This is a genomic window from Bradyrhizobium sp. Pha-3, from assembly GCF_042258325.1.
Lineage (GTDB): Bacteria > Pseudomonadota > Alphaproteobacteria > Rhizobiales > Xanthobacteraceae > Bradyrhizobium > Bradyrhizobium elkanii.
The window spans coordinates 189,097-211,325 of the sequence record NZ_CP170151.1 but is presented as its reverse complement, the minus strand read 5'-3'; the positions used below and the strand labels follow the sequence as shown (position 1 = coordinate 211,325).

General features: G+C 64.4%; 19 protein-coding genes and 2 pseudogenes. 13 read left to right on the top strand and 8 right to left on the bottom strand.

What is annotated here, in order from left to right:
• Positions 1-88 precede the first annotated feature (88 nt).
• Positions 89-2,809, bottom strand: coding sequence for an aconitate hydratase AcnA (gene acnA, locus ACE10X_RS01025; RefSeq protein ID WP_038384700.1), 2,721 nt, complete (start codon positions 2,807-2,809; stop codon positions 89-91).
• Between the two features lie 240 nt (positions 2,810-3,049).
• Here acnA and ccmA point away from each other — a divergent pair, with 240 nt between their 5' ends.
• The 5 genes from ccmA to ACE10X_RS01000 all read left to right on the top strand — a co-directional run bounded on the left by ccmA (position 3,050) and on the right by ACE10X_RS01000 (position 5,952).
• Positions 3,050-3,652: a heme ABC exporter ATP-binding protein CcmA gene (ccmA, locus tag ACE10X_RS01020; RefSeq protein WP_304557410.1), complete on the top strand. Its 603-nt coding sequence runs from the start codon at positions 3,050-3,052 to the stop codon at positions 3,650-3,652.
• Positions 3,649-4,317: a heme exporter protein CcmB gene (gene ccmB / locus ACE10X_RS01015; protein WP_018269392.1), complete on the top strand. Its 669-nt coding sequence runs from the start codon at positions 3,649-3,651 to the stop codon at positions 4,315-4,317. The genes ccmA and ccmB overlap by 4 nt, the downstream gene beginning before the upstream one ends.
• A gap of 75 nt (positions 4,318-4,392) precedes the next feature.
• On the top strand, positions 4,393-5,178 hold the full coding sequence (locus ACE10X_RS01010; RefSeq protein ID WP_038384705.1) for a heme ABC transporter permease: 786 nt from the start codon (positions 4,393-4,395) through the stop codon (positions 5,176-5,178).
• A 4-nt stretch (positions 5,179-5,182) separates the two neighbouring features.
• Complete coding sequence (gene ccmD / locus ACE10X_RS01005; RefSeq protein ID WP_038384706.1) at positions 5,183-5,362, top strand: heme exporter protein CcmD; 180 nt, start codon at positions 5,183-5,185, stop codon at positions 5,360-5,362.
• Positions 5,359-5,952 carry a DsbE family thiol:disulfide interchange protein gene (locus ACE10X_RS01000; RefSeq protein ID WP_038384707.1) on the top strand — a complete coding sequence of 198 codons (594 nt, stop codon included), beginning with the start codon at positions 5,359-5,361 and terminating at the stop codon, positions 5,950-5,952. The genes ccmD and ACE10X_RS01000 overlap by 4 nt, the downstream gene beginning before the upstream one ends.
• 115 nt (positions 5,953-6,067) lie before the next feature.
• Here ACE10X_RS01000 and ACE10X_RS00995 read toward each other — a convergent pair whose 3' ends face one another.
• Complete coding sequence (locus tag ACE10X_RS00995; RefSeq protein WP_038384708.1) at positions 6,068-6,670, bottom strand: septation protein A; 603 nt, start codon at positions 6,668-6,670, stop codon at positions 6,068-6,070.
• 61 nt (positions 6,671-6,731) lie between these two features.
• Positions 6,732-7,679 (bottom strand): signal recognition particle-docking protein FtsY, encoded by a 948-nt coding sequence (ftsY, locus tag ACE10X_RS00990; protein WP_038384709.1) that lies wholly within the window; start codon positions 7,677-7,679, stop codon positions 6,732-6,734.
• A gap of 210 nt (positions 7,680-7,889) precedes the next feature.
• Between ftsY and ACE10X_RS00985 the strand changes: the two genes are divergently transcribed.
• Positions 7,890-8,591: an RluA family pseudouridine synthase gene (locus tag ACE10X_RS00985; protein WP_038384710.1), complete on the top strand. Its 702-nt coding sequence runs from the start codon at positions 7,890-7,892 to the stop codon at positions 8,589-8,591.
• Between the two features lie 105 nt (positions 8,592-8,696).
• Positions 8,697-9,836 (top strand): DUF2336 domain-containing protein, encoded by a 1,140-nt coding sequence (locus ACE10X_RS00980; protein WP_038384711.1) that lies wholly within the window; start codon positions 8,697-8,699, stop codon positions 9,834-9,836.
• Between the two features lie 349 nt (positions 9,837-10,185).
• Here the strand turns inward: ACE10X_RS00980 and ACE10X_RS00975 are convergent.
• Positions 10,186-10,656: pseudogene (locus ACE10X_RS00975) on the bottom strand (tRNA (N(6)-L-threonylcarbamoyladenosine(37)-C(2))-methylthiotransferase MtaB); the annotation flags it as partial.
• A gap of 600 nt (positions 10,657-11,256) precedes the next feature.
• Here ACE10X_RS00975 and ACE10X_RS00970 point away from each other — a divergent pair.
• The gene (locus ACE10X_RS00970) at positions 11,257-11,805 is read left to right on the top strand and encodes a hypothetical protein (RefSeq protein ID WP_375763925.1); all 549 of its coding nucleotides are present in this window, start codon (positions 11,257-11,259) and stop codon (positions 11,803-11,805) included.
• Positions 11,806-13,306: 1,501 nt separating this feature from the next.
• Here ACE10X_RS00970 and mtaB read toward each other — a convergent pair.
• Positions 13,307-14,590 (bottom strand): tRNA (N(6)-L-threonylcarbamoyladenosine(37)-C(2))-methylthiotransferase MtaB, encoded by a 1,284-nt coding sequence (gene mtaB / locus ACE10X_RS00965; protein WP_304557944.1) that lies wholly within the window; start codon positions 14,588-14,590, stop codon positions 13,307-13,309.
• A 5-nt stretch (positions 14,591-14,595) separates the two neighbouring features.
• Positions 14,596-15,483, bottom strand: a complete 888-nt coding sequence (gene dapF / locus ACE10X_RS00960) for a diaminopimelate epimerase (RefSeq protein ID WP_375763924.1) — start codon at positions 15,481-15,483, stop codon at positions 14,596-14,598.
• Positions 15,484-15,666: 183 nt separating this feature from the next.
• Here dapF and ACE10X_RS00955 point away from each other — a divergent pair, with 183 nt between their 5' ends.
• The gene (locus ACE10X_RS00955) at positions 15,667-16,377 is read left to right on the top strand and encodes a GyrI-like domain-containing protein (protein WP_028340834.1); all 711 of its coding nucleotides are present in this window, start codon (positions 15,667-15,669) and stop codon (positions 16,375-16,377) included.
• A gap of 5 nt (positions 16,378-16,382) precedes the next feature.
• Entirely contained in the window at positions 16,383-17,123 is a 741-nt protein-coding gene (locus ACE10X_RS00950; RefSeq protein ID WP_038387220.1) for an SIMPL domain-containing protein, read from the top strand.
• Between the two features lie 147 nt (positions 17,124-17,270).
• Here ACE10X_RS00950 and ACE10X_RS00945 read toward each other — a convergent pair.
• Positions 17,271-18,334, bottom strand: a pseudogene (locus ACE10X_RS00945) (MBL fold metallo-hydrolase).
• A 450-nt stretch (positions 18,335-18,784) separates the two neighbouring features.
• Between ACE10X_RS00945 and ffh the strand changes: the two are divergent.
• The 3 genes from ffh to rimM all read left to right on the top strand — a co-directional run bounded on the left by ffh (position 18,785) and on the right by rimM (position 21,302).
• Positions 18,785-20,332 (top strand): signal recognition particle protein, encoded by a 1,548-nt coding sequence (ffh, locus tag ACE10X_RS00940; RefSeq protein ID WP_018269389.1) that lies wholly within the window; start codon positions 18,785-18,787, stop codon positions 20,330-20,332.
• 85 nt (positions 20,333-20,417) lie between these two features.
• The gene (gene rpsP, locus ACE10X_RS00935) at positions 20,418-20,750 is read left to right on the top strand and encodes a 30S ribosomal protein S16 (RefSeq protein WP_028340838.1); all 333 of its coding nucleotides are present in this window, start codon (positions 20,418-20,420) and stop codon (positions 20,748-20,750) included.
• Between the two features lie 18 nt (positions 20,751-20,768).
• Positions 20,769-21,302: a ribosome maturation factor RimM gene (rimM, locus tag ACE10X_RS00930; RefSeq protein ID WP_038387211.1), complete on the top strand. Its 534-nt coding sequence runs from the start codon at positions 20,769-20,771 to the stop codon at positions 21,300-21,302.
• 13 nt (positions 21,303-21,315) lie between these two features.
• Here rimM and gcvA read toward each other — a convergent pair whose 3' ends face one another.
• Positions 21,316-22,227 (bottom strand): transcriptional regulator GcvA, encoded by a 912-nt coding sequence (gene gcvA, locus ACE10X_RS00925; protein WP_038387212.1) that lies wholly within the window; start codon positions 22,225-22,227, stop codon positions 21,316-21,318.
• Positions 22,228-22,229 lie beyond the last annotated feature (2 nt).

Sequence of the window (22,229 nt, the reverse complement as noted above, 5' to 3'; positions counted from 1 at the left end):
CCAAAACGCGAGAAAGCGGCCTTTTCATAGGCCGCCTTCTTTTTAGTCGCTACTCACTAAGCGGTGAGGCACCGATCACAAATCCGCGTTAGGCCGCGAGTTTGCGCAGCACATAATGCAGGATGCCGCCGTTGCGATAGTAATCGAGCTCGTCCAGCGTATCGATGCGGCAGAGCAGCGGGACATCTTTCTTGCCGCCGTCGGCGGAGACGATTTCGGCCGTCAGCGTCTGGCGCGGCTTCAAATCGCCCTGCAACCCGCGGATCGTGACCTTCTCGTCGCCCTTGAGGCCGAGCGAGGACCACGACGTGCCGTCCTGGAAGGTGAGCGGAAGCACACCCATGCCGACCAGGTTGGAGCGATGGATGCGCTCGAAGCTCTGGCAGATCACCGCGCGTACCCCGAGCAGGCGCGTGCCCTTCGCGGCCCAGTCGCGCGACGAGCCGTTGCCGTATTCGGCGCCGGCGAACACCACCAGCGGCACGCCTTCCGCCTGGTACTTCATCGCGGCGTCGTAGATCGACATCTGCTCGCCGTCGGGCCAGTGCTTGGTCAAACCGCCTTCCGGAATATTGCCGTCGGCGCCCTTCAGCATGAAGTTCTTGATGCGGATGTTGGCGAAGGTGCCGCGCATCATCACTTCATGGTTGCCGCGCCGCGTGCCGTACTGGTTGAAGTCAGCGGGGCGCACCTGGTGCTCGCTGAGGAACTTGCCGGCGGGCGAGGTCAGCTTGATCGAACCGGCCGGCGAGATGTGGTCGGTGGTGATCTTGTCGCCGAACATCGCGAGGATCCGCGCGTCGACCACGTCGACGATCGGCTCCGGCTGCTTCTTCATGCCTTCGAAATAGGGCGGGTTCTGCACATAGGTCGAGCTCATGTTCCAGCGATAGGTCTCGCTTTCCGTGGTCTTGATCTTGCGCCAGTTGGTATCGCCCTTGAACACGTCGGCGTACTTCTTCTTGAAGATCGTCGCGGTGACGTACTTCTTCATGAAGGCGTTGATCTCCTTGGCGGTCGGCCAGATGTCCTTGAGGAACACCGGCTTGCCGTCCTTGCCGATGCCGAGCGGCTCGACCGCGAGATCCTTGGTCACGGTGCCGGCGATCGCATGCGCGACGACGAGCGGCGGCGAGGCGAGGTAGTTGGCCTGCACGTCGGGCGAGACGCGGCCTTCGAAGTTGCGGTTGCCCGACAGCACGGCGGCGGCGACGATGCCGTTTTCGTTGATCGACTTCGAGATATCTTCCGGCAGCGGGCCGGAATTGCCGATGCAGGTCGTGCAGCCGAAGCCGACGAGGTTGAAGCCGACCTTGTCGAGATCGGCCTGCAAGCCGGAATTGGCGAGATATTCCGCCACCACCTGGCTGCCCGGCGCGAGCGAGGTCTTCACCCACGGCTTGGCCTTGAGGCCCTTGGCGGCGGCCTTGCGCGCCAAGAGGCCGGCGCCGATCAGCACGCTCGGATTGGAGGTGTTGGTGCAGGAGGTGATCGCCGCGATCACGACGTCGCCATGGCCGAGATCGAAGTCGCGGCCCGCGACCGCATGACGCTTCTGCTCGCCCTCGGGCTTCTTGTATTCGCCGACCAGCGCGGTCGCGAAACCGGTCGACACCGCCGGCAGCGCGATGCGGCCTTCGGGGCGCTTCGGTCCGGCCATCGACGGCACGACATCGCCGAGGTCGAGCGTCAGCGTGGTGGTGAACACCGGGTCAGTCGACTTGGCGGTGCGGAACAGGCCCTGCGCCTTGGCATAGGCCTGCACCAGCTTGACGCGATCGGCCTTGCGGCCCGAGGTCTTCAGGTAATCGATGGTCGCTGCATCGACCGGGAAGAAGCCGCAGGTCGCGCCGTATTCGGGCGCCATGTTGCCGATGGTCGCCTTGTCCGCGACCGAGAGATAGTCGAGGCCCGGGCCGAAGAACTCCACGAACTTGCCGACCACGCCGAGCTTGCGCAGCATCTGGGTGACGGTCAGCACGAGGTCGGTCGCGGTGACGCCTTCCTTGAGCTGGCCCTTGAGCTTGAAGCCGACCACCTCAGGCAGCAGCATCGACAGCGGCTGGCCGAGCATGCAGGCCTCCGCCTCGATGCCGCCGACGCCCCAGCCGAGCACGGCGAGGCCGTTGACCATCGTGGTGTGCGAGTCGGTGCCGACCAACGAGTCGGGATAGGCGACCTCGAAGGTGCCGGTCTTCTTGCCGACCGTCATCTTCTCCTTCTTGGTCCACACCGTCTGCGCGAGATATTCCAGATTGACCTGGTGGCAGATGCCGGTGCCGGGCGGCACCACCGAGAAGTTCGAGAACGCCTTCTGGCCCCACTTCAGGAACTCGTAGCGCTCCTGGTTCTGCTTGTATTCCTCGGTGACGTTCTTCGCGAACGCCTTGTTGTCACCGAAGAAGTTGACGATCACCGAGTGGTCGATGACGAGATCGACCGGCACCAGCGGGTTGATCTTCTCGGCATCGCCGCCGAGGTTCTGCATTGCGTTGCGCATCGCGGCGAGGTCGACCACGGCCGGGACGCCGGTGAAATCCTGCATCAGGACGCGCGCCGGGCGGAACGCGATTTCGTGCTCGAGCTGGCGCTTCTTCAGCCACTTCGACACCGCAACGATGTCTTCCTTCTTGACGGTGCGGCCGTCCTCGTTGCGCAGCAGGTTCTCCAGCAGAACCTTCATCGAATACGGCAGCTTCGAAATTCCCTTCAGTCCGTTCTTCTCTGCCTGGGGCAGGCTGTAATAGACGTAGGACTTGCCGCCGACCTTCAGGGTCTTGCGGCATTTGAAGCTGTCGAGCGAGGTCATGCGAGGAATCCCAATTCTCAGTTATACCCGGCAAGGGTAACTAAACACCGTCGATCGGCACTGGCCAAGGGATGGCCTAGGGTGGGTTGCGGCCGCCGATTGTGTGTGCTGCATCAAGTTCCGGGCTTATAGAACCTTTCTAGAAGCACCGCCACACCGACAAGCGTGCGACAGCGTTGCGCGACCCAAAAATTCTCACGCGGTAGCGAAAGATTTCAGAGGGCTGTGACAAGACGAACCATGCGGCTCTCGGGACGAAATCTGAAATGCGTGCGCGGCGGACGCGAGGTGTTTTCCGGCCTCGACCTGTCGGTCGCAGCCGGCGAGGCGCTCGCCATTACGGGCCCCAACGGCGCCGGCAAGACCTCGCTGCTGCGCGTCCTCGCCGGGCTATTGGTTCCCGCCGAGGGCTCGGTCGCGCTCGAAGGCGGCGACGCCGAGCTCAGCCTGCCCGAGCAGGCCCACTATCTCGGCCATCGCGACGCCCTGAAGCCGGCGCTGAGCGTTGCGGAGAATCTGTCCTTCTGGCGGGAATTCCTCGGCGGCGAGACGCAGGACGCCGGTGGCTGCCTTGCCGCGGTGGCGCTCGACCACGCCGCGCATCTGCCGGCGGCCTACCTCTCCGCCGGCCAGCGCCGCCGCCTGTCGATCGCGCGCCTGCTCTCGGTGCGACGGCCGGTGTGGCTGCTGGACGAGCCGACATCGGCGCTCGATGCGGCCGGACAGGCGCTGTTCGTCGGGCTGATGCGCGACCATCTCGCCGGCGGCGGGCTGATCGTCGCGGCGACGCACCTTCCGCTCGGCATCGATGCGCGCGATCTGCGGATTGGAGGCGCGGCATGAGCGCGCTTGGCGCCTTGATCCGGCGCGACATCCGCATCGCGCTGCGCGTCGGCGGCGGCGCGCTGATCGGCGTGCTGTTCTTCCTCACCGTCACGGTGCTGATGCCGTTCGCGGTCGGGCCGGATCTGGCGCTGCTGTCGCGGCTCGGCCCCGCCATTCTCTGGCTCGGCGCATTGCTGGCGAGCCTGCTCACGCTCGACCGGCTGTTCACGGCCGACCACGAGGACGGCTCGCTCGACCTCATCGTGATGAGCCGGACGCCGCTGGAACTCGCCTGCGCGGCCAAGGCGCTGGCGCACTGGATCGCGGCGGGCCTGCCGCTGATCGTCGCAACCCCGGTGCTCGGCCTGCTGCTCAATCTCGACGGCACCGCGACGCTTGCGGTCGCCGCGACGCTGCTGGCGGGAACACCGGCGCTGACCTTCACCGGCATGATCGGCGCCGCATTGGCGGTGACGCTGCATCGCGGCGGGCTCTTGCTCGCGGTGCTGGTGCTGCCGCTGTCGATCCCGGTGCTGATCTTCGGCGTTGCGGCCTCGCAGGCCGCGATATCGGGGCCTTTGCCCTTTGGAACACCGTTCTCGATCCTCTGCGCGCTGTCGCTTGCCAGCCTCGTGATCGGCCCCTTTGCCGCCGCCGCGAGCCTGCGGCACGGGCTGGACTGAGATGAGCCCGATCAAATCTCGCCGAGGGGAATTCGGCCAATTGCCTGCGACACAGCGGACGATTATCAGGGTGCCATGAAGCTGACCGAGACGCTGACCGACCTCGCCAATCCGACCAAGTTTCTGGCGCTGACCGCGCGCATCCTGCCGTGGCTCGCCGGCGTGACCGCGATCCTGCTCGCGATCGGGCTCTACCAGTCGGCGATGGCGCCCGACGACTACCAGCAGGGCGCCACGGTGAAGATCATGTTCATCCACGTGCCGAATGCGTGGTTGTCGATGTTCGTCTGGGGCGTCATGAGCGTGGCCGCGCTCGGCACCCTGGTGTGGCGGCATCCGCTCGCCGACGTCGCTGCGAAGGCCGCCGCGCCGATCGGCGCCGCCTTCACCTTCCTCGCGCTCGTCACCGGCTCGCTGTGGGGCCGGCCGATGTGGGGCACCTATTGGGAGTGGGATGCGCGCCTGACCTCGGTCTTGATCCTGTTCCTGATGTATCTCGGGCTGATGGCGCTGTGGCGCGCGGTGGAGGACCCGTCCCGCGCAGCGCGGGCGGCGGCGGTGCTGACCCTGGTCGGGGCGATCAACATTCCGATCATCAAGTTCTCGGTCGACTGGTGGAACACGCTGCATCAGCCGGCTTCGGTGTTTCGCGCCGGCGGGTCGACGCTCGACAAGGCGTTCCTGTGGCCGCTGCTGGTGATGGCGATCGCCTTCTCGCTGCTCTTCATCACCTTGCATCTGGCGGCGATGCGCAACGAGATCCTGCGCCGGCGCGTGCGCAGCCTGCAGATGATGCAGGCCAGCCGCGTCGCATTCACCGGCGAAGCGGCCGCCGGTCCAAAAGAAATCGGAGCGGCGTGACACGATGTCGCTTGGCCCCTACGCGTCTTTCATCGTGACGTCCTACGCGCTGGTCGCGGCGGTCGTGCTGCTGTTGATCGTCTGGATCATCGCCGACTATCGCCGGCAACAGTCGCGCCTCAGGGAGATCGAGGCCAGCGGCGTGACGCGCCGCTCCGGCCGCAGCGCGGCGGATATAAGATGAGCGATCAGGCGACCAACAGCCCGCCGCAAGCCCGCCGCCTGCTGGTGGTGCTGCCGCTGCTGATTTTCCTCGGCCTCGCCGGGTTGTTCCTGCTGCGGCTCTATGGCGGCGATCCGTCGAAAATCCCGTCGGCGCTGATCGGCCGGCCGGCGCCGCAGACCGCGCTGCCCGCGCTCGACGGCCTGGTGAGGGACGGCGCGCCGGTCCCGGGTCTCGATCCCGCCGCCTTCAAGGGCAAGGTCTCGGTCGTCAATGTCTGGGCGTCGTGGTGCGTGCCGTGTCACGACGAGGCGCCGCTGCTGACCGAGCTCGGCAAGGACAAGCGCTTCCAGATCATCGGCATCAACTACAAGGATTCGCCCGAGAATGCCCGGCGCTTCCTCGGCCGCTACGGCAATCCGTTCGGCATCGTCGGCGTCGACGGCAACGGCCGCGCCTCGATCGAATGGGGCGTCTATGGCGTGCCCGAGACCTTCCTGGTCGGGCGCGAGGGCACCATCGTCTACAAGCTGGTCGGCCCGGTGACCCCGGACAACGTCAACAGCGTGCTCAAGGCCGAGATCGAGAAGGCGCTCGCGGCGGGCAGTTAGTAGCTGTCGTTCCGGAGCGGGCGCAGCCCGAATCCGGAACCTCGAGATTCCCCGGTGCGCAATTGCGCACCTGAGGTTCGACGCTGACGCATCGCCCCGGAATGACGGTGAACCATCACCCCTTCCGCACGTCGCCCGCGTCAGCCTCGCTCGCCTCCAGCGAGACCGGCTCGAGGTGATAGCGCTTGGTCAGCGGCATCTGGGCGATGGCGAAGATCATGGTCAGCGGCGTCACGCCGAACACCTTGAAGTTCACCCAGAAATCCGTGGTCTGCGTGCGCCAGACGAGCTCGTTGAGAACCGCCATGCCGGCGAAGAACAAGGCCCAGCGCATGGTGAGGATGCGCCAGCCCTGCGGCGTCAGGTTGAACACCTGGTCGAACATGATGGCGATGAAGGACCGGCCGAACAGCAGCCCGCCGCCGAGCACGGCCGCGAACAGCCCGTAGATGATGGTCGGCTTGACCTTGATGAAGGTCTCGTCGTGCAGCACCAGCGTCAGCGTACCGAACACCAGCACGATCGCGCCAGTCACCAGCGCCATGATCGGCACGTGCCTGGTGACTACATAGGATGCGATCATTGCGGCCACGATCGCCACCATGAACGCGCCGGTCGCGACGAACAGATGGTACTTCGCGTTGGCGATGAAGAACACGAGCAGCGGCCCGAGTTCGGTCGCCAGCTTGAACAGCGGATGCGGCTGGGTCTTGTCCATCAACTCTCTACTTTGATTTGAGGCATGACCCGATCCGAAAACCGGTGTCCACTTTTCGGGGTCATGCCTCGATTCCAGCAATTGCCTTGGCAAAATCCTTCGCCGCGAAGGGCGCGAGGTCCTCGACGCCTTCGCCGACGCCGATGAAATGCACCGGCAGCTTGTGCTTCTCCGACAGCGCGACAAGGATGCCGCCGCGCGCCGTGCCGTCAAGCTTGGTCATCACGAGCCCCGTGACGCCTGCCGTACGATGAAACGCCTCGACCTGCGACAGCGCATTTTGTCCCACCGTGGCGTCGAGCACGAGCAGCACCGCATGCGGCGCCGACGCATCGACCTTCCTGATGACGCGCACGACCTTTTCCAGCTCGTTCATCAGCTCGGACTTGTTCTGCAGGCGTCCGGCGGTGTCGATCAGCAGCACGTCGCGCTGCTGCTCCTTCGCCGCGGTCAGCGCGCTGAAGGCAAGACTCGCCGAATCCGAGCCCTGGGCGCCTGATATCACCGGCGATTTGGTGCGCTCGCCCCAGACCTTGAGCTGCTCGATCGCCGCAGCGCGGAAGGTGTCGCCGGCGGCCAGCATGACCTTGCGGCCCTCGGCGGAGAATTTCGCCGCCAGCTTGCCGATCGTCGTGGTCTTGCCGGAGCCGTTGACGCCGACCACCAGGATGACGAACGGCTGCTTCGCGGTATCGATCTCGAGCGGCTTCGCCACCGGCGACAGCACCTTCTCGACCTCGGTCGCGACGACGTCCTTGACCTCGTCGGCCGAGATCGCTTTGTCGTAGCGCCCCTTGCCGACAGCCTCGGCAATGCGGACCGCGACATCGGTACCGAGATCGGCGCGCAGCAGCACATCCTCGATGTCATCGAGCATGGCCGAATCGAGCTTGCGCTTGGTGACGAGGTCGGCGACCGCGGTCCCGATCGAACTCGAGGTCCGCTTCAGGCCGCCCTTCAGCCGCTGCCACCAGCTCTGTTTTGGAGTTCCCGCAGTGGTATCGTTCATGCCTAGTGTCCGGCTCTAACATTCGCATCCCGTTGCGGCTAGCTCTGTTGCGAATGTTAGAGCCGAAGGGACACTAGAAAATTTGATTCCGGTGCGGCTTTTCGGATTTGACATTCGCTCACAGGTGCGTGGAAACAAGAAGCGAATGTCAAATCCGCCGCACCAGGGACGTGTTAGCCGTTTCGGCCCATAAACGAAAGTCTCGACGAATTGATCGATGTTCCCCAATTGACCGCGGAAGAAATCTTAGGCCGCGTGCTCCACCGCGACGGGCTGATGCTGGTGATCGACAAGCCGGCCGGCCTGCCGGTGCATCGCGGCCCGAAGGGCGGGCCCAATCTGGAGGCCTCGTTCGACGCGCTGCGGTTCGGCCTGCCGCGGCCGCCGGTGCTGGCGCATCGGCTCGACAAGGACACGTCCGGCTGCCTCGTCCTTGGACGCCACCGCAAGGCAACCGCCTCGCTCGGGCTGTTGTTCAAGCACAGCAAGATCTCGAAGACCTATTGGACCGTGGTCGAGGGTGGCCCCGCCGAGGACGAAGGCACCATCGACATCCCGCTCGGACGGCTCAACGCCGAGCGCGGCTGGTGGCAGAAGCCGGACCCGGACGGCCAGAAGGCGATCACCAACTGGAAGGTGCTGGGGCGCGGCGACGGCCTCACCTGGCTCGCGATGGAGCCGATCACCGGCCGCACCCATCAGCTGCGGGTGCATTCGGTGGCGATGGGCTGGCCGATCGTCGGCGACAATATCTATGGCAACGGTCCGCGCTTCGGCGAGCCGATCCTGCATCTGCATTCCCGCGAGATCGGCATCCCGATCTCCAGGAACAAGGACCCGGTCCATGTCGTTGCGCCGGCGCCCGAACACATGCGGGAGCGGCTCAAGGCCTGCGGCTGGAACGGGCAGTAGCCTCCGTGATTTTACGGACAATTATCCTTTACGGAACATTCAGGCCCATCGGATAGTCCTACAGGCGGCTTAGAAAAAGCGCGCCGCGACGGCTCAGGACGAGCAATGCTGAATGATGGGCAAGCAATTGTCGACGAGGTCGAGGCTGCGATACGCGCCGGCTCCGCCGATAAATGCCTGGCCACGGCAAGGCGCGTCACCAGCCTTTTCCTCGCATCCGCCGGCAAGTTCAACAGCGAACAGATCGAATTGTTCGACAACGTGCTCGAGCGTCTGGTGAAGACCATCGAGTTGCGCGCCCTCGCCGACATCAGCGCCCGGATGGCACTCACCGACATCAGCGAACAGCTCGCACCGGTCGCCCAGGCACCGCCCACGATCATTCGCCGTCTCGCCCGCAATGACGAGATCAGGATCGCGCGGCCGATCCTGCAGGAATCGTCGCGGCTCAGCGCGGACGACCTCGTCGAGATCGCGCGGACCAAGAGCGAGCAGCATCTGCTCGCCGTCGCCGGCCGTTGGTGGCTGAAGGAGGTCGTCACCGACGCGCTTCTGGCGCGCCGCTTTGCGAGCGTGAGCCACCGCCTTGTCAGCAATCCCGGCGCCAAAGTATCGCCGGGCGGATTTGCCGTCATCCTCGCGCAGGCCGAGCACGATCCGGTGCTTGCGGTCGAGACCGGCATTCGCGCGGACATGCCTTCGGAGCTCCGCCTTCAGCTCCTGCGCCGCGCGACGGAAGAGGTTCGCGGCCGTCTGTTGGAGCGCGCCCCGCCCTATCTGTTCGAAGAGATCCGGCACGCGATCGCCGCGGTCGCCGCCGGCGTCGAGCGCGACATGTCGCAGGTCCGCGACTTCACCGCGGCCAAGCGCCATGTCGCAAAGCTCAAGGACGATGGCGAGCTCAACGAAGCCTCCCTGCTCGGTTTCGCCAGGCAGCGAAAATATGAAGAGACCATCGTTGCGCTGGCGTATCTTGCGCAGTCGAACATCGAGGTGATCCGCTCCCTGATGCAAAGCCTGCGCAGTGAAGGCCTGCTGGTGCCCTGCCGGGCGGCAGACATGAGTTGGGAGACCACCGCCGCGGTGATGGAATGTCGCTATACCACCGGCTCGATGGGACCGGTCGAACTCGCCCATGCGAAGAACCAGTTCACCAAATTGACCCGCGAAAACGCCGATCGCCTGCTGCGGTTCTGGCAGGTTCGCGCGTCGCAGCCGGCAAGGCCGGGCGCGCGCACGCACTGAGTGCGTCATGCACGATGACGCGATGGGTATCGATGCAACCTGTCAAACAGCTGGTTCAGTGTCATCACCCGCGAATGCGGGTGACCCGCTGTTCCGGAGGCGCCAATGCGCAGCTCCCTCCATTCGTCGTCCTGACGAAATCCAGGACCCATGACCACCGCATTCGGTGACTGCGCGAGATCGTGGCCCCAGCGTCGCGCAACAATTGAGATCTGGGGTAATGGGTCCTGGATTTCGCCAGGACGACAATGAGAATAGCGACGCAGCCTCACGTTCTCGCGACATCATCTGTCCGATCCAGCGCGTCCTGACTTGCAAGGATGACGGAGATGGAGTCGGGGTGAGCGTCTCAGCGGTCCTGTGCAACGAGGCGCGCGCCGTCATGGCCCGTCACGACGAGCCGCCGCACCGCGCCGGGCACATCATCATCGATCGCGACCGGCAGAAAATGTTCGGTGCGGCCTTGCCGCTCGCTCTCGATCAGCACCTCGCGCGTCGCGCCGACTTCCGCACCAAGCCGGCGCAGCAACGCGGCTTCGCCGGCCGCGCGCAGCCGCCTGGCGCGCTCCTTGATCGCGCCGCCCTCGACCTGCGGCATCCGCGCGGCCGGCGTGCCCGGACGCCGCGAATAGGGAAACACGTGCAGGAAGGTGAGATCGCATTCCTCGACCAGGTCGAGCGAGCGCGCGACCATCTCCTCGGTCTCGGTCGGGAAGCCCGCGATGATGTCGGCGCCGAAAGCGATGTCCGGCCGCAGCCGGCGGACCTGCGCGCAGAAATCGATCGCATCCTGGCGTGAATGCCGGCGCTTCATCCAGCTGGAGTACAGCTCCGCACCAGCGCCACAATCGAACACACGCAACGGTGCGCTCTTTATGCTCGAATAGCTATCTTTTTCTGTTGTTCAAGTCATCCACCAAACCCAGTCGTGAACTGGCAGCCCCACTTACTGATTCCAATCGACTCTCGCTCTCCGAAGTGTACGAATGTTGGGCTCATGCGCGGCATGCCGGCCTGAGGCATGATGCAGCGCCTCGGCCGTTTGGCCGCACTGCACGACGAAAAGCGGATGTCTCGATCCGGAGCCTTCAGGCCCGAAGATCACCCTGATCGGCGAGAGGTTGACGCAAATTCGTCCTGCCATTTTCAATACCGACTCGGCGAGTACCGCGAGGAGTTGTCCCGAAGCGGAAGTTATTCATTAGGTTTTGGAATGGAAACGGCGTAGGGTGTTGGCTTGGTCGAGCGGATTGCTTGTCCGAGAGCTGCCCCCAAAACGGCGACGCACCGAAGTCTTCGTTTCCAAGAGATGGCAGCCCAGTGCCGTCGGTGGGCACACATCATCCTGAAAATTGATATTCAATTGCATCATGTGCGCTCAGGCAGTTCCTGCGTGCGTCGAAAGCAGGAAAGGAATGCCATGAAAATGAGCATTGCAGTTGTTCTTAGCGCTTTGTCGCTTGGAGAGAAAAAGTTGGCGAGGCACGGTCACGTCGCCGCTACCACGTGGCTCGGCCGTTCCGTTCTCATCAAAGTGGCGCACATCCTTGAAAGGATCGGACTTGCCATGGTTGGGGGCGCGGGCGGCCTATACGCGGCCGTAGGACTGATGCGCATGGAAAGCGAGTTTTTTCGAAGTGAATGGATGGTCTTGTTGATGATGCTTTACGGGGCCCTTGGCTTCTATTTGGGCATCGATCTGCCTAGCCGTCTTGCGCAGACAGTAAAATTCACACGACCGGGAGAATGGAGCTTCGACGCCGATGCGGCGGCGATGGCCAGCGCGACCGGAACTTTCTTTGCCTCGATCGCAGTGTTTCTGTTCGTTGGCATCATTGTCCTTGACCATACCGTGCGGGATGGATTCAGCGTTCTGGTGGGATGCTGTTGGGCGATTGGTACTATGCTTCAAATTGCCGCCGGCGGCATCGGCCGCAGCAACGTCATTGTCGAGGATGGTAGCGAGTAAAAGTGCGATATTGCGCTTTTCAGTTGGTCGCCGGCGTTCATCTAGAGAGAACCGACAGTCTAGGGTTAGTCTCCTAACTTGAATTGGCTAGGCGCCAAGTTAGCTGTGAATGAGATATCGTCGCACTTGGAGGACCAAGATGTGGGTAAAGATAAATCAATGTCCCTTTGGACACCCGAGAAGCTAGGCGAAAAAGCCAAGGCAGACGCTGAGAACGACAACTACAGTCCACCACATTGCTGGTGGCCCGGTCGATATAGCGTTGGTACCGAAGCCCGCGACAGGTACGATAGAGCTTTTAATCTTCATCACAGCGACAAGGACGAGTACTAGGCCGGTCGATCAGACGGCGCGTGGTGACCCGATCCAGACATCGGGACCCCGACCGGAACGGCTCTAACGATAGGTCTGGAAAGGTTCGTCTTTCGTGATCTGGTCCTGTGGCGTTGGGGATGCTGGCCTATTTATCCCCCTAATGGCCTAATTTGAATTCGGGAGTCGCCTGTTGGGGCGTTGCGCAATAATACCGAGCCATTCGTTCCGCGAGTTGCGACAATAGGCCTGAAATAAATAGCTCGCTATTCCCTCCAGACAGGTAGACAGTAAATCCATCACCGCCCAAACCCGTGGCTTATATCGGTGATGAGAACGCCTGATCGCGCTCCCGCCTTCCTCTAACGGAATGGAGCGTGCCGTGTCCATGAAGCGACATCTCATACACACTCAATCACTTGAACAGCGTCTTGGCATCCAGGCAGAGCGGCTGCGCAAAGAGGCCCGAGGAACTCCCCCAGGCATCGAGCGCCAGCGCCTAATCCGCAAGGCTCGTCTGGCTGAAACCGGCTCACATTTGAGCGACTGGCTGCGGTCGCCGGGTTTGCGAACGCCAACATGATGGGTCAATACCAATCCCATGCCCATATCGGCGTGAAGAAAATAGTGAATTTCCGCAAGCGGTGGGCAAACAAGAGCGACACAATAATTAAGGCCGCCCTGAACCACTTCTGGAGCAAACAGATCCACAGAAGTGCTGCCGACATACACGAGGAGAAGGACAGGCTCCGCAAGTAAAGGCGTCATCGCACTCGAAGGTGCAATATCCGGGATTTTGTTCGTACCCTCTCGGGGCTAGAGGAACGCCGTCCGTATTTATTTCAAGCGGACGGCGTAACTTTGTCTGGGCCGCCTCAGTGTTGTCCCGGAATCGCCCGGGTAGTTGTCTTCCGTGATCTTGCCCTTGCCGTCGCAGGTCTTGCGTTTGACCGCATAGATTTGTGCCCCGGCTCTACCGGCTCGTAACAGGCGGGAAGCCCGTTCAGTTGCAGTCCGGGCAGGTATGTTCTTTGATCTTCGCCTGCATTTTGAGCCTCAGTTGGCGCCGTCTTTCATTCATTGACGCGATGCCATGTCGCCTGTTGGCCGAAAGCCGCCATGCATTCGCGTCGGTTCCATGCCTCCTTCGAAGGCAAGGCGGACCTGGCGAATTTATGAATGCAACACTCTAGATAGCGTCGCCGCGCGCCCCAACGAGACGCGCGCCGTCGTGACCGGTCACGACGAGCCGCCGCACCATGCCCGGCACATCATCATCGATCGCGACCGGCAGGAAGTGCTCGGTGCGGCCTTGCCGCTCGCTCTCGATCAGCACCTCGCGCGTCGCGCCGACTTCCGCGTCAAGCCGGCGCAGCAGCGCGGCTTCGCCTGCCGTGCGCAGCCGCCTGGCGCGCTCCTTGATCGCGCCGCCCTCGACCTGCGGCATCCGCGCGGCCGGCGTGCCCGGACGCCGCGAATACGGAAACACGTGCAGGAAGGTGAGATCGCATTCCGCGACCAGATCGAGCGAGCGCGCGAACATCTCCTCGGTCTCGGTTGGGAAGCCCGCGATGATGTCGGCGCCGAGAGCGATGTCCGGCCGCAGCCGGCGAACCTGCGCGCAGAAATCGATCGCGTCCTGGCGTAAATGCCGGCGCTTCATCCGCTTCAGGATCATGTCATCACCGGACTGCAACGACAGATGCAGATGCGGCATCAGCCGCGCATCGTCGGCGATGACATCGAGCAGGTCGCGATCCGCCTCGATCGAATCGATCGACGAGATGCGCAGCCGCTTCAGCTCGGGCACATGGCGCAGGATCTGCCGGGTCAACTGGCCGAGTTTCGGCGCGCCCGGCAGGTCGGCGCCATAGCTCGTGAGATCGACGCCGGTCAGCACGATCTCGGCATGGCCGCGCTCGACTAGCGCGCGGACCTGATCGACCACAGCGCCCATCGGCACCGAGCGCGAATTGCCGCGGCCGTAGGGGATGATGCAGAAGGTGCAGCGATGATCGCAGCCGTTCTGCACCTGAACGAACACCCGCGGCAGGCCGCGCTCGAAGCCGTCGAGCAGATGCGGCGCCATCTCGGTCACCGCCATGATGTCGGCGACCGCGACCTTTTCGCTCGCGTCGATGCCGAACGGCGCCTCGAATGCCGAACGTGTCGCGCGCCAGGCGTCGCCGCGCATCTTCTCATCATTGCCGACCACGCGGTCGACCTCGGCCATCTCGGCGAACATCCGGCTTTGGGTCTGCGCCGCACAGCCGGTGACGACGATGCGCGCATGCGGGCGTTCGCGTTTCAACTTGCGGATCGACTGCCGGGCCTGCGCCACCGCCTCGTTGGTGACGGCGCAACTGTTGATGACGATAGTGTCGGTAAGCCCCGACTGCTCGGCCTCGCGGCGGATCACCTCGGATTCGAAGGAATTGAGGCGACAGCCAAAGGTGACGACGTCGACGCCCATAACGATCAAGCAACGCTGGCGAACAGCGCCGGATCGAAGCGGCCCTCATACTCGAAATCGGCGGTGCCGGTCATCAGCACGTGATCGTCGCGCTCGCGCCACTCGATGCCGAGCTTGCCGCCGGGCAGCGTGATCTCGACGATGCGGTTGGCACGCTTCAGCCGCGCCGCCGCAACAGCCGTCGCGCAGGCCGCCGAGCCGCACGCTTTGGTGAGGCCGGCGCCGCGTTCCCAGGTGCGGATCGTGATGTGGTCGCGATCGACGATATGGGCCAGCGTGATGTTGGCGCGCTCCGGAAAGATCGGATGGTTTTCCAAAAGCGGCCCGAAACGCTCGAGGTCGTAGGCATTGACGTCATCGACCCAGAAGATCGCATGCGGATTGCCCATCGAGACCACCGAGGGCGAATGCAGTACCGGATCGTCGATCGGCCCGACCTGCAGCTCGATGTAGCGGGTGTCGCGAAATTCCTCGGCCAGCGGAATGTCCTGCCAGCCGAACTTCGGCGCGCCCATGTCGACGGTGTAGAGATCGGGCACCGGCCCCTGCCAGCAATTGAGCAGGCCGGCGCGGGTCTGGAACGTCGCTGATGTCTGGCCGGTCTTCTCGAAGATCCGCCGCACCACGCAGCGCATGCCGTTGCCGCAGGCGCCCGCCTCGGAGCCGTCATTGTTGTAGATCGAGATGAACGCTTCGGTGCCGTCGAGCCGCGGCGGCTGCAGCACCATCAGCTGGTCGTAGGGCACGCCGCCGGCCGGCGAAGCCACCGCGCGCGCCTCCGCCGCCGACACCTGCGCCCGACCTTGTGCCTCGGAATCGCGCAGGTCGACGACGACGATCTCGTTGCCGATGCCGTTCATCTTGGCGAATGCGTGATTGGCGAGCGCGCTCATCGATTTTCCCAAATTCTGCCCGGTTATATGGCGAGTGATGGCCCGTTAGCCAGCCTGAATAGCCCCATGACACATCTGTCATGGGACGAATGCAGAACTTGCGTGTTAGGAATATCGCACCTCGCGGACCGCGCGCCGGGACAGATCGAGCGGCCGTTTGAGGCAGGGGATGGAGAAAAACCAATGAACCGTATCAACACGCTCCGCGCGGCCCTGGTCGCGCTGCTGCCCTTGGCCGCGATCGCACTGGCAAGCCCGGCCCCCGCCCAGTCGCCGTCAGCCTCGCCCGCTCCCGCGGCGAGCCCGAGCCCAACCCCGGCGCCTGCACCATCGGCGACGCCGGTGCCCCCGCCGGCCGAGACCAAGTCGCCGGCCGACAGCCCGGCCGCAGCGCAGACCCCGGCGCCGGCGCCGGCCGCCCCGGTGCAGACCGCCGATCCCTTCGGCGAGCCGTTCACGCTGGAGCCGAAGAAGGTCGTGATGCTGAAGGGCACGGCCAATTGGGATTCCGCCTTCGACGCCTTGATCGAGGCGTTCAAGCAGCTCACCGCGCTGCTCGACAAGGACGGCGTCAAGGCAGCGGGCAATCCGATGATTGTCTACACCTCGACCGACGACACCGGCTTCACCTTCATCGCCGAGATCCCGGTCGATCAGGACGTCAAGAACCTCGGCAAGAACATGAGCATGGGCAATTCGCCTGACGGCAAGGCGCTGAAGTTCGTCCATCGCGGTTCCTACGACAACATGGACAACACCTATGAGGCGATCACCAATCACCTCGACGACAAGAAGCTCGAAGCCAAGGACACCTTCATCGAGGAATACATCACCGATCCGCTGAAGACCGCCGAAGACAAGCTTGTGATCAACGTTTACGTACCCCTGAAGTGAGCCAGATGACCCATCGCCTCCCCTTTGGCCTCCCCCTTGGCCTCCCCTTCGCCGCCACGCTGATCGCGACCGCGCTGCTGGCGGCGCCCGCACTCGCCAATGACGACTTTCCGCCGGCGATTTCGGTCACCGGCGAGGCGACCGTGTCGGCGCCGCCCGACCAGGCGCAGCTCGACGCCGGCGTCACCACCGACGCCAAGACCGCACGCGAAGCCGCCGAAGCCAACAATGTGACGATGGGCAAGGTGCTGGCTGCGCTGAAGGGCGCCGGGATCGCGGAGAAGGACTTTCAGACCTCGCGGCTGTCGCTGCAGCCGCAATTCGCAAGCCGCACACCGTCGTCGCCGAACGCCCCGCCCAGCATCGTCGGTTACCACGCGAGCAATCGCGTCACGATCAGGCTGCACGATGTGAGCAAGGTCGCCAGCGTCATCGACGTGCTGGTCGGCGCCGGCGCCAACGATATCGGCGGACTCAATTTCTCGGTGTCGCAGGCCTCGAAGCTGCTCGATGATGCGCGCGAGAAGGCGATCGCCGACGCCCGCCGCAAGGCCGAGATCTACGCCAAGGCCGCCGGCGTCACGCTCGGCGCACCCGTGAATATCGCGGAGGTCGGCTCGGCGCCGGTACCGGTGTTCCGTCCCAAGATGGCCACGGCCGGCTTCGCCGCGCCGACGCCGGTGGCGCAAGGCGAGGAAACGCTGACGGTCAATGTCAGCGTCTCCTGGGCGATCAAGGAGAGGTAGCGATTGTCGTCCCGGCGAAGGCCGGGACCCATTACCACCAATATCAATTGTCTTGAGGAGATGGAGCCACAGCGAGTCTCCACAACGCAATCCTGTGGTTGTGGGTCCCGGCCTTCGCCGGGAGGACAACTCAATCCCAAACAGCGTTCAAATCTCGAACACCTGCCCGGGCTTCAACGTCAAAAACTTCTCGCGCGGTACCTTGGCTGCGTCGAGCGCTTCGCCAAGCGCGATCGCGGGCGCGTCGATTGCCTCGTCGGTCAGCTGGAATGTGCCGTGGTGATGCGCCAGCGCTTGCGCCGCGCCGCAATCGGCCAGCGCCTTCACCGCATCCTCCGGATTCATGTGCTGGTCGCGCATGAACCAGCGCGGCTCATAGGCGCCGATCGGCAGGATCGCGAGCCTGAGCGGGCCATGCGCCTCGGCCACCCGGCGGAAATGCCCCCGTCGCCATAGCCGGAATCGCCGACGATGTAGAGTTTGCCGGCCGGCGTCTCCAAAACGAAACTCGCCCACAACGCCTTGTTGCGATCGAACAGCCCGCGCGCCGACCAGTGCCGCGTCGGAACCAGCGTCGCGGCAAGGCTATTGCCGAGCTCGACGCGCTGATGCCAGTCGAACGCCTCGGCTTTGATCGCAGCATCGGATTCGCGCATCGTGACGTCGTTGCCGAGCGGCGTGATCACGCGAGAACCGAATGCCCCCGCAAGTCTCGAGAGCGTCGCGACGTCGAGATGGTCGTAATGGCCGTGCGACACCAGCACGACATCGATCCTGGGCAGTTTCTCGAATGCGATGCCGGGATCGTTGTGCCGCTTCGGCCCGGCGAAGCTGAACGGTGAGGCACGCAGCGACCAGACCGGATCGAACAGGATGTTGAGGCCCGCGGTCTGGATCAGCCAGCTGGCATGGCCGACGAAGCAGAGCCGCACCTTGTCGCCCTCGACGCGGGGCGGCGGCGTATCGGCATGGGGACTTGGCGCCCATTCCGGCCAGACCGCGCGCTGCCGGCCGCCCCCGAACTGCCAGCGCAGCACCTCACCAAGCGATTTCGGCGGCGAGCCCTCCGGATCGAAGAAGTGCAGGCCGTCGAAATGATCGGAGACGGGGCCGTCGTAGGTTTTCATGTAGATCATCCAGATCGAGGGCACGCCGATTGCGGCGGCGGCTCCGGTCAAGGTTGCGAGAAGGCGGCGGCGGGTGATCAGCACGCGGGTTCCGGAATAGGAGGCAGGCTCCGGTTATATGGGTGGCAGCGGCGAATTCGGAACCAAGACAGCAAATCGACGTGATTTCAGGACCTTACTGTCCAAGCTGAGCGGATTTCAGCGAAACTTTCCTTGACTTTGCCGCCCCGGCGGCGTTTAACGCGGCCACTTTCTCGGAAAGCTCCGTCTTTTCGACCCGCCGACTGGTCCTGGAGGCCAGAGGCCAACGCCCGACAGCGCGATGCGCCCTCGGGCGCAAAAGTGTTTGGACCATCGTCTTGGCACGGTGCCGAGGCAAACTATCTGGTCATCACCCGCGAAAGCGGGTGATCCAGTATCCCAGAGGCACCTCGGATTGAACCGGGAGGCCGCGACGTACTGGATACCCCGCTTTCGCGGGGTACGACGAGAAACGGATGACCGCGCTCACGGGCGCAACGAAGGACAACGGCATTGTTCGACAATCTGTCGGAACGGCTTGGTGGCATTCTCGATCGTCTGACGGGGCGCGGCGCGCTGACCGAAAAGGACGTCGATGCCGCGATGCGCGAGGTGCGCCGCGCGCTGCTCGAGGCCGACGTCGCGCTCGAGGTGGTCCGCAGCTTCATCGACAGGGTCCGCGAGCAGGCGATCGGCGCCACCGTCGTCAAGTCGGTGACGCCGGGCCAGATGGTGGTGAAGATCGTCCATGACGAACTCGTCGCCACGCTCGGTTCCGACGGCCAGACCATCGATATCAACTCCGTGCCGCCGGTGCCGATCATGATGGTCGGTCTGCAAGGCTCCGGTAAGACCACCACCACCGCGAAGCTCGCACGCCGCATGGTCCAGCGCGACAAGCGCAAGGTGCTGATGGCCTCGCTCGACGTCTACCGCCCGGCGGCGATGGAGCAGCTCGCGGTGCTCGGCCGCGACCTCGACATTCCGACGCTGCCGATCGTCGCCGGCCAGATGCCGCCGCAGATCGCAAGGCGCGCGCTAGAGGCTGGAAAGCTCGGCGGCTACGACGTGGTGCTGCTCGATACCGCCGGCCGCACCACGCTCGACGAAGATATGATGAAGGAGGCGGCCGAGATCAAAGCCGCCGCCAACCCGCATGAAGTGTTGCTGGTCGCGGATAGCCTCACCGGCCAGGACGCGGTCAACCTCGCGCGCTCGTTCGACGAGCGCGTCGGCCTCACCGGCATCGTGCTGACGCGCGTCGACGGCGACGGCCGCGGCGGCGCGGCGCTGTCGATGCGCGCCGTCACCGGCAAGCCGATCAAGCTGATCGGCACCGGCGAAAAGACCGACGCGCTGGAAGACTTCCATCCGAACCGCATCGCCGGCCGCATCCTCGGCATGGGCGACGTGGTCTCGCTGGTCGAGAAGGCCGCCGCCAATATCGACGCCGAGAAGGCCGCGCGCACCGCGGAGCGGATGCGCAAGGGTCAGTTCGACCTCAACGACATGCGCGAACAGCTGCAGCAGATGGCCAATATGGGCGGCATCGGCGGCCTGATGGGCATGATGCCCGGTATCTCCAAGATGAAGAACCAGATCGCGGCGGCCGGCATCGACGACAAGATATTAAAGCGCCAGGTCGCGATCATCGATTCGATGACGCGGCAGGAGCGCAAGAACCCGGACATCCTGAAGGCGAGCCGCAAGAAGCGCATCGCGGCGGGTGCCGGCCAGAGCGTCGAGCACGTCAACAAGCTCTTGAAGATGCATCGGAACATGGCCGACATGATGAAGGCCATGGGAAGCGGCAAGCGCGGCCCGCTCGCCGGCATCGCGCAGGCGATGGGATTCGGCGGCGGCATGAAGCCGCCCTCGGCCGAGGAGATGAAGGCGCTCGCCGAGAAGATGCAGGGCGGCGCCGGCGGCGGCCTGCCCAATCTGCCGAAGGATTTGCCGGCCGGCCTGCGCGGCGGCCTGCCGAACGTGCCGGGCCTGACCGGCCTTTCCGGCAAGCCGATGCTGCCGGGCCTCGGCGGCTTCCCGGGCAAGAAGAAATGAGGAATTCGTCGCGACGGCTCACACGCGGCCGGCGCGACGCGGAATGCCAATCAATCGAACACATCGACCTTTGAAGGAGAACTAAATGTCCGTTGTTATCCGCCTCGCTCGCGCAGGCACCAAGAAGCGTCCGGTCTATCACGTCGTCGTTGCCGACTCGCGCTTCCCGCGCGATGGCCGCTTCATCGAGCGTCTCGGCCACTTCAACCCGCTGCTGCCGAAGGACAACGAGTCGCGCCTGAAGCTCGACATGGACAAGGTGAAGGCCTGGCTCGCCAAGGGCGCGCAGCCGTCGGATCGCGTGACCCGCTTCCTCGATGCCGCCGGCGTCGTCAAGCGCACCGCGCGCAACAACCCCGAGAAGGCCGTGCCGCGCAAGGAGCGCAAGGCGCAGGCCGAAGCCGCCGCCAAGGCTTAAGGCTGAACGGCGACCACGGTGACTGCACCGGTCTGTGTCGCCCGTATCGGCGCTGCGCATGGTGTGCGCGGCGCCGTCAGGCTTTGGACCTTCACCGAAGATCCGCTGGCCGTGAAGGAGTACGGCCCGCTGATGACCAAGGACGGCACGCGCCAGTTCGAGGTCACGCATGTGCGCGAGGCCAAGGACCATCTGGTGGTGACGCTGAAGGGCGTCGCCAGCCGCGATGACGCCGAACGGCTCAACGGCCTCGAGCTCTACGTTCCGCGCGACCGGCTGCCGGACACTGACGACGGCGAATACTACCACACCGATTTGATCGGGCTCGCCGCGGTGACGACGACGGAGCAGCCGCTCGGCAAGGTGATCGCGATCCATAATTTCGGCGCCGGCGACATCATCGAGATCGCCCCGCAGCAGGGCGCGACGATGCTGCTGCCCTTCACCAATGCCGTGGTGCCGACCGTCGACGTTGCCGGTGGCCGAGTCGTGATCGACCTGCCCAAGGAAATCGACGGTGAGGTCGACGGCGACGATCCGTCGGCCGCCTGATCAAGAAATATCTTCAGCCTGTCATCCGGCCCTGCTGCTCGAGCCAGTCGCAGAACACCGCGCTGTGCGGATCGTTGCTGCGGCCCGCCGGAAAATACGCGAAGTAGCTCCGCGCCGGCAGGCTGACATCCGGAAACGGCGTCACCAGGCGCCCGGCCGCAAGATCGTCCGCGATCAGCGCGGTCGGTCCCATCGCAACGCCGAGACCATCGAGCGCGGCCTGGATCGTCAGATAGAAGTGATCGAAGGTCAGCGCGGCCGCCGGCTCCAGCGCGGATTGCCCGGCCTCGGTCAGCCAGTCGCGCCACAGCCGCGGCATCGACGTGACATGCAGCAGCGTGTGCCTGGAGAGATCCGCGACCTCATGCAGCGGCAATCGCGCAAGCAGCGCCGGACTGCACACTGGCAATCTTCGCTCCGACACCAGGAAGCGTGACGAGAAGCCGTGGAAGGTGTCGGGGCCACCGCGGATCACGACGTCGAATGGTTCAGGCAGCGCATCCACCGGATCGTTCGACGTGCTCAGGCGCACCTCGATATCGGGATGCTCGGCGCGAAACCGGCTCATCCGCGGCAGCAGCCAGCGCAGGCTGAAGGTCGCGAGCGCATTGACGCGCAACACCGCGACCGCCATATCGCCGCGCCGCTCGCGATGCTGCTGCACGGCGGCCGAAATCCGGTCGAGCGCGGGCGCGAACTCCGCCAGCAATGCCGCGCCTGCCGGCGTCAGCACCACGCGCCGCACCGATCGCCGAAACAACGACGGGGCGCCCAGCCATTCCTCGAGCAGGCGGATCTGCTGACTGACCGCGCCATGGGTCACGCTGAGCTCGGCGGCGGCCTCCTTGAAGCTGCCGAGCCGTGCGGCGGCCTCGAAGGCGCGGACCGCATTGAGCGGTGGCAGGCTGCGGCGTGGGACGAACATTG

What these genes read in the sequence shown, in the direction of transcription:
- acnA (WP_038384700.1), bottom strand. Translation starts at nt 2,809, where the DNA reads ATGACCTCGCTCGACAGCTTCAAATGCCGCAAGACCCTGAAGGTCGGC.
- ccmA (WP_304557410.1), top strand. Translation starts at nt 3,050, where the DNA reads ATGCGGCTCTCGGGACGAAATCTGAAATGCGTGCGCGGCGGACGCGAG.
- ccmB (WP_018269392.1), top strand. Translation starts at nt 3,649, where the DNA reads ATGAGCGCGCTTGGCGCCTTGATCCGGCGCGACATCCGCATCGCGCTG.
- ACE10X_RS01010 (WP_038384705.1), top strand. Translation starts at nt 4,393, where the DNA reads ATGAAGCTGACCGAGACGCTGACCGACCTCGCCAATCCGACCAAGTTT.
- ccmD (WP_038384706.1), top strand. Translation starts at nt 5,183, where the DNA reads ATGTCGCTTGGCCCCTACGCGTCTTTCATCGTGACGTCCTACGCGCTG.
- ACE10X_RS01000 (WP_038384707.1), top strand. Translation starts at nt 5,359, where the DNA reads ATGAGCGATCAGGCGACCAACAGCCCGCCGCAAGCCCGCCGCCTGCTG.
- ACE10X_RS00995 (WP_038384708.1), bottom strand. Translation starts at nt 6,670, where the DNA reads ATGGACAAGACCCAGCCGCATCCGCTGTTCAAGCTGGCGACCGAACTC.
- ftsY (WP_038384709.1), bottom strand. Translation starts at nt 7,679, where the DNA reads ATGAACGATACCACTGCGGGAACTCCAAAACAGAGCTGGTGGCAGCGG.
- ACE10X_RS00980 (WP_038384711.1), top strand. Translation starts at nt 8,697, where the DNA reads ATGCTGAATGATGGGCAAGCAATTGTCGACGAGGTCGAGGCTGCGATA.
- ACE10X_RS00970 (WP_375763925.1), top strand. Translation starts at nt 11,257, where the DNA reads ATGAAAATGAGCATTGCAGTTGTTCTTAGCGCTTTGTCGCTTGGAGAG.
- mtaB (WP_304557944.1), bottom strand. Translation starts at nt 14,590, where the DNA reads ATGGGCGTCGACGTCGTCACCTTTGGCTGTCGCCTCAATTCCTTCGAA.
- dapF (WP_375763924.1), bottom strand. Translation starts at nt 15,483, where the DNA reads ATGAGCGCGCTCGCCAATCACGCATTCGCCAAGATGAACGGCATCGGC.
- ACE10X_RS00955 (WP_028340834.1), top strand. Translation starts at nt 15,667, where the DNA reads ATGAACCGTATCAACACGCTCCGCGCGGCCCTGGTCGCGCTGCTGCCC.
- ACE10X_RS00950 (WP_038387220.1), top strand. Translation starts at nt 16,383, where the DNA reads ATGACCCATCGCCTCCCCTTTGGCCTCCCCCTTGGCCTCCCCTTCGCC.
- rpsP (WP_028340838.1), top strand. Translation starts at nt 20,418, where the DNA reads ATGTCCGTTGTTATCCGCCTCGCTCGCGCAGGCACCAAGAAGCGTCCG.
- gcvA (WP_038387212.1), bottom strand. Translation starts at nt 22,227, where the DNA reads ATGTTCGTCCCACGCCGCAGCCTGCCACCGCTCAATGCGGTCCGCGCC.